The following is a 12,507-nucleotide window of genomic DNA, read 5'->3' on the forward strand; positions in this document are numbered from 1 at the left end:
ACCGGCTTATCAAGCCGCGCCGGGCGTTCTGGCCAAAGCATTCGACGCCTGTGCGACCGTGGCCACATCCAGGTCGGCCAGTTCGTCGGCGCGCAGGATCATGACATGGCCCCGCGGGGCGGCCAGATCGGGGTTCGAAGCCTTGGAAAAGAAGACGATGGTCGGCGCACCGGTGGCGGCGGCCAGGTGCACCGGGCCGGTGTCGTTGCCGATCACCAGGGCCGACTTGGCGGCGATCATGGCGAGCCGGGCGAAGTCGGTGCGGCCGGTCAGGTCGCGGGCCTTGCCCACATAGCGCTGGATCTGGCGGGCCAGGGCGCTTTCCTGCGGGCCGCCGACCACCACGATGTCGAAGCCGCGCGCATAGAGCTGCTGGCCGAGCTCGCCGTACTTCTCCACCGGCCAGCGCTTGTCGAGGCGCTTTTCCGAGCTGCCGGGGATGAAGATCACATAGGGACGCGGCTGCACCCCGCCGGCCACGGGGCGCTCGGCGGGCGCCTTGCGCAGGATCCAGGACAGGTCCGGCGGCGGCGCCTGGCCAGGTTCGATCGGCGCGTCGGGCCAGATGCCGGCGTACTTCAGCTGGTCGGCGTGCCGCTCCAGCGTGTGCATGTGGTCCCGGTTCTTATTGCGATGAGGCAGGCTGCAGCCCCAGGCGTTGCCCGACCATTCGGGCGGGAAGGGGCGCAGCAGGTTGAAGATCCGCGCCGAGGCCGCCGAGGTCTGCAGGTCATAGACCCGGTCATAGCGCGCCTTCTTGATCCGGCCGCGCAGCTCCATCCAGCCGCCGAAGCTCTCCGGCTTGCCGTCCACCTCCACCGCGTTGAAGTAGGGGCAGGACTTGGCCAGCGCCTCGAAGGGCGGCGTGGTCAGGAGGGTGATGTGCGCCTTCTTGTGCGCCTCCCGGATCTTCTTCATGGCCGCCAGGGCCAGGACGAAGTCGCCCAGGGCCGACAGCTTGATCACCAGGATCTTCTTGATCTCACGGGCCATCAGCGTCCCTCCCGGGCGCTCAGCACCCGCTCATAAGCGGCGAGGGTGGCCGCGCACATCGCATCGTTGGAATAGAGTTGGCGGGCGCGCTTGGCGGCCTGGACGCCCATGGCGGCGCGCTTCTCGGCGCCCACATCGATCGCCTTGGCCATGGCCTGGGCCCAGGCGTCGGCGTCGCCCACCTTGACCAGCCAGCCGGTCTTGCCCGGCAGCACCGTCTCGGTGACGCCGCCGTGGTTGGAGGCCAGGACCGGGCGGCCCATGGCCTGGGGCTCGACGGCGGCGCGGCCGAAGCTTTCGGGGACAAGGGTGGGCAACATGGCGATATCCGCCAGGAGATAGGCCGCCGGCATGTCATCACAATGGCCGACCGCCTTGATCGCCTCGCTCAGCCCTGCGGCCGAGATCGCGGCCTCCACCTCCTGGCGGTAGTCCGTGCGGCCCTGATCATCGCCGGCGAACAGGATCAGGAAGTCGTCGCGGCCCTTGGCCTTCAGCTTGGCGGCGGCCTCGATGATCGACAGGTGGCCCTTGATGCGGGTCAGGCGGCCGCCCAGCAGGAAGACCGTGCGCGCATCGCCGGCCTTCAGGCCCCAGGCCTCGCGCAGGGCCGCGATACGCTCCGGCGCCACCAGGGCCGGGTCGAAGCGGCTGAAGTCCACGCCGCGGGGGATGGAGACGATCTTGTCCCGATCGATCTCGTGCTCGGCCAGGACGTGGTCGCGAGTATAGTCGGAATTGGCGATGACCAGGTCGCCGCGGGTCATGACGGCGTTGTACCAGCGCTTCAGGCCGGACTTGGCCTTGTAGACCCCGTGATAGGTGGCCACGAACGGCGTGTGGGTCGCATGCGCCGCCCACAGGGCCGAGAAGGCCGGGGCGCGCGAGCGGGCGTGGACCAGGCTGACCTTCTCCTTGCGGATCATGTCGGCCAGCCGCGCGGCGTTGCCCAGCATCACCAGCGGGTTCTTGGAATGCACCGGCATCAGCACGGGCTTGCCGCCGTCAGCCTCCAGCCGGGCGATCATCCGGCCGCCCTTGGTGGCGACCAGGGCCTTGCCGCCCGCGCGCACCACCGCCTGGGCCACATCCAGGGTGGTCTGTTCGGCGCCGCCGGTCTCGAGTTCCGGCACGACCTGGAGCAGGGTGAAATTCGCGGGCAGGGTCACGGATGCTTGCATAAACGACCCACCGGTGAGGTAAAGCGGGCCAATGCGCGAAGACACGGGATTCCTGGACCGCCCCGACGGCGAACGCCTGGCGTGGCGTAAGATCGAGGGCGCGGGGCCGACCGTGGTCTGGCTGGGCGGGTTCAAGTCGGACATGGCCGGCAGCAAGGCTCAGACCCTGGCGGATTGGGCGATGGCGAACGGCCGGGCCTATGTCCGCTTCGACTATCTGGGCCATGGGGAATCCAGCGGCGACTTCGTGAAGGGGACCATCAGCCGCTGGCGCGAAGACGCCCTGGCGGTGATCGACCAACTGACCGCGGGGCCGCTGGTGCTGGTGGGCTCCTCCATGGGCGGCTGGCTGGCCTGCCTGGTCGCCGCGGTCCGGGCGGAGCGGATCGCCGGCATGGTGCTGGTCGCCCCCGCCGCCGACTTCACTGAGAAACTGATGGTCCCGGAAATGACCGCCGCGGACCGGCTGGCCATGGATCGGGACGGGGTCTGGATGCGACCTTCGGACTATGGCGATCCCTATCCCATCGCCCGCGAGCTGATCGAGGACGGCGCCCGCTGGTCGATCCTGCCAGGCCCCGTGCCCGTGGAGGCGCCGGTTCGCATCCTGCAGGGCGGGGTCGATCCGGACGTGCCGTGGCGCCACGCCCTGGCCCTGGCCCAGGCGCTCAAGACCGAGGACCTGGTGTTCTCGCTGATCAAGGATGGCGACCACCGGCTGTCACGGCCCCAGGACCTGCAGCGACTGGTCGCCGCGGTGGCGGAACTCGCGCCCTGACTTCAGCAGCGGCCGGCTCAGCCACCGGTAGGGCCTGGCTAGCTGATCGCATACCTGGGGTATACTCTCCGGGGTTCTGACGTACTTAATCAATGTTTTCCGACGCCTAGTCCCGCCTGTGGCAAATTGGCGGGTTAGAAATCCGTTATCCAGTTTCGCGTGAAACCGGTTTCAGTTGGGCCGGCGTCTCTGGCCGGTCATGGGGGTGTTGGCGATGAGAAGCGCTGGAACCGTCTCGCGTCTTCCCTACGGCATGACCGGCGACGAGCCGGCGTTCGAACGCGCCGCCGCCCTGGCCTCCGCCCTGTTCGGCAAGGTCTATGTCAGCATCGTCATCGTCTCAGACGGCGCTGTCTGGCGAAACATCGATCCGGATGGCCAGCTGATCCTTGGGACGCCGTTTGCGGATCCGGTCACCGAGTCCGGCGTCGCCCAATGGTGGGCGGACACCACCCAGGCCCCGGAGCTGGCGGCCAGCGTGCTTGTCACTGGCCCACCCTTTATCCGCTTCGCCGCCGCCGCCCCGGTCCGTCTGCCCGGCGGCGACCTTCAGGGGGCGATCGCCGTCGCCGGTCTGGAGCCGCGCCCCTACGACGCCGACCTCCTGGCCAACCTCGAACGGCTGGCCGCCATGATCGCCGACGAGTGCGATCGCGCCAGGACCCGTGAGCGCCTCAGCGCCCGAGAGGCCGAGGCGGAGCGCTCCGCTTGGCGGGAGCGCGTGTTCGCCGCCGTCGCCCCGGCGTCGATCGTCATGACCGATCTCGAGCTGAGGGTCATCAAGGCTAGCCAGCGGTTCCTGAATGCGGCCGGCTACACCGAGAACCAGGTGCTCGGCCGGACGCTCCCCGAGGTGATCCCGGAATATGACCGGCGCTTCGGGACGTTCATCCAACGTTGCCTTGAGGGGGAGACGGTGGCGGCGGAACGGGTCGCCGTCCGCTTGCCGGGCCGCGGCGTCCTCTGGCTGCGGGTGGAGATGAGCCCCTGGCGGGACAGCGAGGGGCGGATCGCTGGCGTCATCAGCGCGACCACCGACATCAGCGACCTCGTTGAGGCCCTGGAGCGGACTGAGCGCTCGGAACAGCGCCTCAGCCTGGCGGCCCAGATCGCCGACCTGCACGTCTGGGAGCTGGACTATGCGCGCGGCGAGCTGATCCAGTCCGGCGCCCCGACCGCGGTCTTTGACCAGGAGTGGACGTACGAGCAACTGGCGCTTGACAGCAATCGCACCATTCACCCCGACGACCGCGCCCTGATCGGCGACGAATGGGTCCAGGCGGTGAACGAGGATCGCCCCTTCTTTCCGGAGTACCGGGTCGTGCGCCTGGACAACCGGGAGGTCTGGGCCAAGAGCGCCGTCAAGCTGGTCCGCGGCGAGACCGGCGAGCCCCTGCGCCTGGTCGGCGCCTTGTTGAACATCACCGACCGCAAGCAGACCGAGGTCGCCCTGCGACAGGCCAAGGAGGCGGCCGAGGCGGCCAACAAGGCCAAGTCCGCCTTCCTGGCCACGATGAGCCATGAGATCCGCACGCCGTTGAACGGGGTGTTGGGCATGGCCCAGGTGATGGCGGCGGATGCGCTTTCCGACACCCAGCGCGAGCGGCTGGAGGTGGTCCGCCGGTCGGGGGAATCGCTGCTGGCCATCCTCAACGACGTGCTGGACCTGTCGAAGATCGAGGCGGGCAAGCTTGAGCTCGAGGCCGCCGAGTTCGACATCGCCGAGGTGGTCGTGGGCGTGTTTGCGACCTTCGAGCCCCTGGCCCGCGGCAAGGGCCTGGACCTGTCGGTGGAGATCGCCGAGCCAGCCCGAGGCGTCTACCTGGCCGACAGCGTGCGCGTGCGCCAGGTGTTGCTGAACCTGGTGTCCAATGCGCTGAAGTTCACCGACGACGGGGCGGTGCGCATCCGCGTGGCCCGCGAGGCCGGGCTGCTCAGCCTGGAGGTGGCGGACACCGGCATCGGCCTGACCCCGGAACAGGCGGCTCGGCTGTTCGACAAGTTCGAGCAGGCCGACGTCTCAACCACCCGGCGCTATGGCGGCACCGGCCTGGGCCTCTCGATCTGCCGCGAGCTGGTGGAGCTGATGGGCGGGAGCATTGCGGTGCGCAGCGCCCCGGGTGAGGGCGCCTGCTTTACTGTCCGACTTCCCCTGCCTTGGATCGGGCCCGCCGCGGATGCTCCTGCGACGCCGACCGAGACCGCCCAGGCAAGCGCGCCGCCGCCAGTGCGGGTTCTGGCGGCCGAGGACAATCCGGTGAACCGCATGGTGCTCACCGCCATGCTGGAGCAGGCCGGGCTGGAGCCTGAGGTGGTGGGCGACGGCGCCGAGGCCGTGGCGCGCTGGCGCGCCGAGCCCTGGGACCTGATCCTCATGGATGTCCAGATGCCGGGCATGGATGGCCCCGAGGCCACCCGGATCATCCGCGCCGAGGAGGCCGCGACCGGTCGGCCGCGCACGCCGATCATCGCCCTGACCGCCAACGCCATGTCGCATCAGGTGGCCGACTACCTGGCTGGGGGCATGGATGACTTCGTGGCCAAGCCGCTGGAGATCGCCCTGTTGTTCGCGGCGATGGAACGGGTGCTGGAGCCGGCCTAGCCGCCGGCGGCCAGGATCGCGGCCAAGCCCTCGCGATAGGTGGGATAGGCCGGGCGCCAGCCAAGCTCGGCCTTGGCCCGCGCGTTAGAGACCCGTTTGGTCTCGGCGTAGAACCGCCGCGCCTGGGGCGTCATGGATTGCAGATCGAGCGGCGTCTCCGGCGGCGGCGTCCTGCCCAGCAGGCCGGCCGCGTGGGCGATCACCTCGCTGTTCGGCGCCGGCTCGTCGTCGCACAGATTGTAGATCCCGCCGGGCCGCGGCCGGGCGATGGAGGCCTCCAGCCCGGCGGCCAGGTCGTCCACATGGATGCGGCTGAACACCTGGCCGGGGGCGGCGATCCGCTTGGCGCGGCCCTCGCGCAGGCGGTCAAGGGCTGAGCGGCCGGGGCCATAGATGCCCGGCAGGCGGAAGACGGTGACGGTCAGCCCCATGCCCAGGCCGACGTCCAGCCAGTCCCGCTCCGCCCGCACCCGGCGCGCGCCCTCCAGCGACTGGGCGGCCAGGCGGCTGTCCTCGAACACCCAGCGGCCGCCACGGTCGCCATAGACCCCGGTGGTGGACAGATAGCCGATCCAGTCGGGAAAGGCGCCGGACCGGGCCAGGGCCGGGACCAGCGCGGGCAGGGCGGGGCAGCCCTCGGCGTCGGGCGGGGCGGTCAACAGGATGGCGTTGGACGCCTTCAGCGCCGCATCCAGCGCGGCGGCGTCGTCCAGGGGAACCGGAATGACGCCCTGGGCCTCCAGGGCCGCGGGATCACGCCCTGGGCGCAGGCTGGCGGCGATGGTCCAGCCCTTCGGCTTCAGGCGTCTGGCGAGCGCCTGGGCGCTGAATCCGTAGCCGAAGACGAAGAGCTGCATGGCGAGGCTCTGTCAGAGCAGCTCCTGGATCGCCGCGCGGGCCGCGTCGGCCAGGTCCGGGCGAGCCAGGGCGAAGGCGACATTGGCCCGCAGGAGGCCGATCTTGTCGCCGCAGTCGTAGGTGATCCCGTCATATTCCAGGGCGTGGAAGGTCTGGGCCTTCATCAGCTCGACCATGGAGTCGGTCAGCTGGATCTCGCCGCCGGCGCCCTTGCCCTGGTTTTCCAGCAGGTCGAAGATTTCCGGCTGCAGGATGTAGCGGCCCGAGATGAACAGGTTCGACGGCTCGGTCCCCAGCGGCGGCTTCTCCACCATGCCGGTCATGCGGTTCAGGCGGCCGTCGCGGCCGTCCAGGGCGACGATGCCGTACTTGTAGGTCTCGCCTTCCGGCGCGGGCTCCACGGCGATGATGTTGCCGCCGACCTGCTCATAGGCCGCCACGCACTGGGACAGGGCGCCCGGCTTGGCCATCATCAGCATGTCCGGCAGCATGACCGCGAAGGGCTCATCGCCGATGATGTCGCGGGCGCACCAGACCGCGTGGCCCAGGCCCAGGGGCGCCATCTGGCGCACGAAACTCATCTGGCCGGGCTTGGGCAGGTCGCGGCGGACATCGGCCAGGATGTCGGCCTTGCCCTTGGCCTCCAACGCGCCCTCGATCTCGGGGTTGGCGTCGAAATAGTCCTCGATCGCGCCCTGGCCGCGGCCGGTGATGAAGACGATGTGCTCGATGCCGGCGGCGCGCGCCTCCTCGACCACATAGGACAGGATCGGACGGTCGACGACGTTCAGCAGGTTCTTCGGGGTGGTCTTGGCCCCCGGCAACACACGGGTCCCCAGGCCCGCCACCGGCAGCACCGCCTTGCGCACGCGTTTGGTCATCGTTTCCTCCGAGTGATTCCTGCCTAGAGAAGGCGGCAGTGGAAATCCACCGGGGACTTGTGGCGTTCCGAAAAAGAGCCGGCCGCTGTTCGCCTATTCGACGGTGACGGACTTGGCGAGATTGCGCGGCTGGTCCACGTCCGCGCCCTTCAGCACGGCGACGTGATAGGCCAGGAGCTGGATCGGCGCCGACATCACGAGGGCCGAGATCAGCGGGTCGGAGGACGGGGCGGTCACCACCACCTTGGCGCCGGCCGGCGCGTGCTTGGCGCCCTCGGTGTCGGTGATGAACACCACCTGGCCGCCGCGGGCCATGACCTCGCTCATGTTCGAGGCCGACTTCTCGAACCAGGCGTCGAAGGGCGCCAGGATGATGATCGGGGTCTGGTCGTCCACCAGGGCGATGGGGCCGTGCTTCAGCTCGCCGGCGGCGTAACCCTCGGCGTGGATGTAGCTGATCTCCTTCAGCTTCAGCGCGCCTTCCAGGGCCAGGGCCGACATGGGGCCGCGGCCCAGATAGAGCACGTCCTTAGCCTTGGAGACCTCGACGGCGATGTCGCGGATGGCGTCTTCAAGGCCGATGGCCTCGGCGATCAGGCGCGGGGCTTCCAGCAGCACCTTCACCAGCCGCTGCTCCTCGGCCTCGGACAGCCGGCCGCGGGCCTTGGCGGCGGCGATTGCGATGGAGATCAGCACGCTGACCTGGGCGGTGAAGGCCTTGGTGGAGGCCACCCCGATCTCCGGGCCGCAATGGATCGGCCAGACCACGTCCACCTCGCGGGCGATGGTGGACTCCGTCGCATTGACGATGGCCGCGCTCTGCATGCCGCGCTCGGTGCAGTAGCGCAGGGCCGCCAGGGTGTCGGCGGTCTCGCCCGACTGGGACATGGCGATGACCAGGGAGGCGGGGCGGATAGCCGGATCGCGGTAGCGGAACTCCGAGGCGATCTCGACATCCACCGGCAGGTCCGCCAGCTGCTCGATCAGGTAGCGGCCGATGACCCCGGCGATGTAGCTGGTGCCGCAGGCGACGATCTGCACCCGCTCCAGCTTGGCGAAGTCCAGGTCGCCGGGCACGGCCACGCGGCCGCCCAGGGTGTCCACATAGGCCGCGATGGTGCGCTGGCACCCCTCGGGCTGGTCGTGGATCTCCTTTTCCATGAAGTGGCGGTAGTTGCCCTTCTCCATCAGCACGGCCGACGACGGCACGGTGCGGATCGGACGGTCGGCCGGGGCTCCCGAGGCGTCATAGACCTCCGCGCCATTGTGGGTCAGGACCGCCCAGTCGCCGTCCTGCAGATAGGCGATGCGGTTGGTGAAGGGGCCGAGCGCCAGGCCGTCTGAGCCGACATACATCTCGCCCTGGCCATAGCCGAGCGCGAGCGGCGGGCCGTTGCGGGCGGCCAGGATCACCTCGTCCTCGCCGCCGATCAGCACGCACAGGGCGAAGGCGCCGCGCAGCCGGGCCAGCGTGGCCGCGAACGCCTCGCGGGGGCTAAGCCCGGTGGCCAGTTCGGCGTCCAGCAGGTGGGCGACCACCTCAGTGTCGGTGTCGCTCTGGAACTCCCGCCCGGTGGCGATCAGCTCGGCCTTCAGTTCGGCGAAGTTCTCAATGATGCCGTTGTGGACCACGGCCACGCGGCCGACGATATGCGGGTGGGCGTTGCGCTCGGTGGGCGCGCCGTGGGTGGCCCAGCGGGTATGGCCGATGCCGGTGGTGGCGTTGAGCGGCTCCTTCGCCACCACGGCCTCCAGCTCCCGCAGCTTGCCGGGCGCCCGGCGGCGTTCCAGCTTGCCGTTCACCTGGGCCGCGATGCCCGCGGAGTCATAGCCGCGATATTCCAGCCGCTTCAGGCTTTCGATCAGGCGGTCCTGGACCGAGCTGTTTCCGACAATGCCGATGATGCCGCACATATGCCGCAGTCCTTTTGTCCAAGCGCGTCGCCGAGATATGGTCGTGGCCGAGCCGCCCTTTAGCATTCGCAAACGCGGCGTCGACTAAATCTGGGTTTCCGATCATTTCGGTGACCGGACAGGCCCCTCCGAGAGACCTCCATCATGACCAAACGCGCCTATTTTGGGACCGACGGCATCCGCGGCCAGGCTAACAGCCACCCTATGACCGCCGAGGTGGCGCTGCGGGTCGGGCTGGCCGCCGGCAAGATGTTCATGTCTCAGGACGAACGGCGGCACATGGTGGTGATCGGCAAGGACACCCGCCTTTCCGGCTACATGGTCGAGCCGGCCCTGGTGGCGGGTTTCGCCAGCGTGGGCATGGATGTCCGTCTGCTGGGCCCTATGCCGACGCCGGGCGTGGCCATGATGACCCGGTCGCTGCGCGCTGACCTGGGGGTGATGATCTCGGCCTCGCACAACGCCTATACCGATAACGGCATCAAGCTGTTCGGCCCCGACGGCTACAAGCTCTCCGACGAGCGCGAGCTGGAGATCGAGGCCCTGATGGACCAGAGCCTTTCCGAAGGGCTGGCCGCGCCGACCGCGCTCGGCCGGGTCGCCCGGGTCCAGGACAGCCAGGCCCGCTATGTGGAGATCGCCAAGGCGACCTTCCCGCGCCGGCTCAGCCTGAACGGTCTTCGGGTGGTGATCGATTGCGCCAACGGCGCGGCCTACAAGGTGGCGCCCACCGCCCTCTACGAGCTGGGCGCGGAAGTCATCTCCATCGGCGTCGGGCCGAACGGCACGAACATCAACGAGGACTGTGGCTCGACCCATCCGGAAGCGATGATCCGGGCGGTGAAGGAGTATCGCGCCGACATCGGTGTCGCCCTGGATGGCGACGCTGACCGGCTGGTGATCTGTGACGAGAAGGGCCACGTGGTCGACGGCGACCAGATCATGGCCCTGATCGCCGGCCACTGGGCCCGTAAGGGGCGGCTGAACGGCGGCGGCGTGGTCGCGACCGTGATGTCGAACCTGGGCCTGGAGCGGTTCCTGGCCGCACGCGATCTGAAGCTGGAGCGGACCCAGGTCGGCGACCGCTATGTCATGGCCCGCATGCGTGAGGGCGGTTTCAACCTGGGCGGCGAACAGTCCGGGCATCTGATCCTGTCGGACTTCTCGACCACCGGCGATGGCCTGCTGGCCGCCTTGCAGGTGCTGGCGGTGCTGAAGGATTCCGACAAGCCGATGAGCGCGCTCGCCCGCCAGTTCGACCCCGTGCCCCAGCTGCTGGAGAATGTCCGTTTCGTCTCCGGCAAGCCGCTGGACGCCGCGCCGGTCAAGGCGGTGATCAAGGACGCTGAGCAGCGCCTGGGCGGGGGCGGCCGCATCGTGGTTCGCGCCTCTGGCACCGAGCCCCTGATCCGCATCATGGCCGAGGGCGACGACGAGGGTCTGGTCCGCCAGGTGGTCAAGGAGATCGCCGGGGCGGTGAAGAAGGCCGCCGCCTGACCTTGGGTCAGGTCGTCCTCGCCCTGAAATACCCAGTCCGGGCCAGAGCATTTTCCGATAGGCGTCAAGCGGCTATCGGATCGGAAAGTGCTCTAAGATTTTGAATTAGAGTTCTTTTTGTCCGATCTGACTGGCTGGGTCAGATCGGAAAGGGCTCTGCGCGGGAACCTTTGCCGCACTTGCAAATTGAAGGATTCGTGGCAGCCTGATCTTGGCTCCGGCGCTCGACCGTCGGTGACCTATAAAAGGACTGGGAGAGAGACATGCCGCGCAAAGTCGCCTTGGCGGGCGTTGCGAGACAAGAGCCGAAGAGCGTCAGCTCAATCGCTTGCCTCGCTTTCGTAGCCGCCCTCGCCGTCGCCTTCTGGGCCGGCGCCCTGTGGTTCGGGAACCTTCTGATCCAGCTGTTCGCGGCCTGAGCCCCCGTCAAGGGGCCCGACCGTTCAGCGACGCCCGATGGAGGCGTATTTGAAGCCCCGGGACGTGACGTCCTCGGGCTTGTAGATGTTGCGCAGGTCCACGAGGACCGGCGCCTTCATGGTCGCCTTCAGGCGATTGAGGTCGAGCGCCCGGAACTGGTCCCACTCGGTGATGATCACCAGGACATCGGCGCCGGCGGCCGCCTCATAGGCGTCGGCCTTGAAGGCCACGTCCTTCAGCATGTGTTGGGCTTCGTGCTGCCCCTCGGGGTCGAAGGCTTGCACGCTCGCGCCTTGGGCCTGCAGGGCCGGGATGATGTCCAGGCTCGGCGCATCGCGCATGTCGTCGGTGTTCGGCTTGAAGGTCAGGCCCAACACCCCCACCGTCTTGCCCTTCAAGTCGCCGGCGGCCTCGGCCACCTTGCCGGCCATGGCCTTCTTGCGGGCGTCGTTCACCTGAACGGTGGTCTCGATCAGCTTGGTCGGCGCGCCATAGTCCTGGGCGGTCTTGACCAGGGCCAGGGTGTCCTTCGGAAAGCACGAGCCGCCATAGCCTGGGCCGGCGTTCAGGAACTTGCCGCCGATCCGCTTGTCCAGGCCGATGCCCTTGGCCACCTGCTGGACGTCCGCGCCCACGGCCTCGCACAGGTCGGCCATCTCGTTGATGAAGGTGATCTTCAGGGCCAGGAAGGCGTTGGCCGCGTACTTGATCAGCTCGCTGGTCCGCCGGCCGGTGAAGACGATCGGGGTCTCGTTCAGGAACAGCGGGCGGTACAGCTCGCGCATCACCGCCTGGGCCCGCTCGTCGTTCGTGCCGACCACCACGCGGTCCGGGCGCTTGAAGTCCTCGATGGCGGCGCCCTCGCGCAGGAATTCCGGGTTCGAGACCACGGCGAACTGGGCGTCGGGGCGCTTGGCCTTGATGATCTTCTCGATCTCGTCGCCGGTGCCCACCGGCACGGTCGACTTGGTCACGATCACGGTGAAGCCGTCGATCAGGCCAGCGATCTCCTCGGCCGCCGCGTAGACGTAGGACAGGTCCGCATGGCCGTCGCCGCGCCGCGTCGGCGTGCCCACCGCGATGAACACGGCGTCCGCCGTCTTCACGGCCTCCGCCGCTTCCGTCGTGAAGCTCAGCCGGCCGGCCTTGACGTTGCTGGCCACCAGCACATCCAGGCCCGGCTCGAAGATTGGGATCCCGCCCGCGTTCAGCCGCTCGATCTTGCCCGGGTCCTTGTCGATGCAGATCACGTCATGGCCGAAGTCCGCAAAGCAGGCCCCAGACACCAGGCCTACATAGCCAGTCCCGATCATCGCAACGCGCATGGTTCTTCCTTTTGGTCCGCAGCGGCGGCCCTATAGTTGGGAGATGAGAGTCTTGCGA

The 12,507-nt window shown here is 68.6% G+C and carries 10 protein-coding genes; 4 read left to right on the forward strand and 6 right to left on the reverse strand.

What is annotated here, in order from left to right:
• Nucleotides 1–9 precede the first annotated feature (9 nt).
• Nucleotides 10–993 carry a glycosyltransferase family 9 protein gene (locus tag ACFQ27_RS01290; RefSeq protein ID WP_374345357.1) on the reverse strand — a complete coding sequence of 328 codons (984 nt, stop codon included), beginning with the start codon at nucleotides 991–993 and terminating at the stop codon, nucleotides 10–12.
• On the reverse strand, nucleotides 993–2,174 hold the full coding sequence (locus ACFQ27_RS01295) for a glycosyltransferase family 4 protein (RefSeq protein ID WP_377352085.1): 1,182 nt from the start codon (nucleotides 2,172–2,174) through the stop codon (nucleotides 993–995). Before ACFQ27_RS01295 ends, ACFQ27_RS01290 begins: the two co-directional genes overlap by 1 nt.
• Before the next feature lie 31 nt (nucleotides 2,175–2,205).
• On the opposite strand from ACFQ27_RS01295, the gene ACFQ27_RS01300 reads away from it, so the two are divergent.
• Nucleotides 2,206–2,952 (forward strand): alpha/beta hydrolase, encoded by a 747-nt coding sequence (locus ACFQ27_RS01300; protein WP_377352086.1) that lies wholly within the window; start codon nucleotides 2,206–2,208, stop codon nucleotides 2,950–2,952.
• 214 nt (nucleotides 2,953–3,166) lie between these two features.
• Nucleotides 3,167–5,554 (forward strand): ATP-binding protein, encoded by a 2,388-nt coding sequence (locus ACFQ27_RS01305; RefSeq protein WP_377352087.1) that lies wholly within the window; start codon nucleotides 3,167–3,169, stop codon nucleotides 5,552–5,554.
• Here ACFQ27_RS01305 and ACFQ27_RS01310 read toward each other — a convergent pair.
• From ACFQ27_RS01310 to glmS, 3 genes are all read right to left on the reverse strand, one after another.
• Nucleotides 5,551–6,411 (reverse strand): SDR family oxidoreductase, encoded by an 861-nt coding sequence (locus tag ACFQ27_RS01310; RefSeq protein ID WP_374345353.1) that lies wholly within the window; start codon nucleotides 6,409–6,411, stop codon nucleotides 5,551–5,553. The two genes, ACFQ27_RS01305 and ACFQ27_RS01310, sit on opposite strands and share 4 nt — an antisense overlap.
• Before the next feature lie 12 nt (nucleotides 6,412–6,423).
• Nucleotides 6,424–7,293 (reverse strand): UTP--glucose-1-phosphate uridylyltransferase, encoded by an 870-nt coding sequence (locus ACFQ27_RS01315; RefSeq protein WP_377352088.1) that lies wholly within the window; start codon nucleotides 7,291–7,293, stop codon nucleotides 6,424–6,426.
• A gap of 93 nt (nucleotides 7,294–7,386) precedes the next feature.
• Nucleotides 7,387–9,207, reverse strand: a complete 1,821-nt coding sequence (gene glmS / locus ACFQ27_RS01320) for a glutamine--fructose-6-phosphate transaminase (isomerizing) (RefSeq protein ID WP_377352089.1) — start codon at nucleotides 9,205–9,207, stop codon at nucleotides 7,387–7,389.
• 144 nt (nucleotides 9,208–9,351) lie between these two features.
• Here glmS and glmM point away from each other — a divergent pair, with 144 nt between their 5' ends.
• Both glmM and ACFQ27_RS01330 read left to right on the forward strand, forming a co-directional pair.
• Entirely contained in the window at nucleotides 9,352–10,704 is a 1,353-nt protein-coding gene (gene glmM, locus ACFQ27_RS01325) for a phosphoglucosamine mutase (RefSeq protein ID WP_374345349.1), read from the forward strand.
• 263 nt (nucleotides 10,705–10,967) lie between these two features.
• Nucleotides 10,968–11,123 (forward strand): hypothetical protein, encoded by a 156-nt coding sequence (locus tag ACFQ27_RS01330; RefSeq protein WP_374345348.1) that lies wholly within the window; start codon nucleotides 10,968–10,970, stop codon nucleotides 11,121–11,123.
• Between the two features lie 24 nt (nucleotides 11,124–11,147).
• Here the strand turns inward: ACFQ27_RS01330 and ACFQ27_RS01335 are convergent, their stop codons facing one another.
• Complete coding sequence (locus ACFQ27_RS01335; protein WP_374345347.1) at nucleotides 11,148–12,449, reverse strand: UDP-glucose dehydrogenase family protein; 1,302 nt, start codon at nucleotides 12,447–12,449, stop codon at nucleotides 11,148–11,150.
• Nucleotides 12,450–12,507 lie beyond the last annotated feature (58 nt).

Origin of the sequence: Phenylobacterium conjunctum, from assembly GCF_042679085.1 — a bacterium.
Lineage (GTDB): Bacteria > Pseudomonadota > Alphaproteobacteria > Caulobacterales > Caulobacteraceae > Phenylobacterium > Phenylobacterium conjunctum.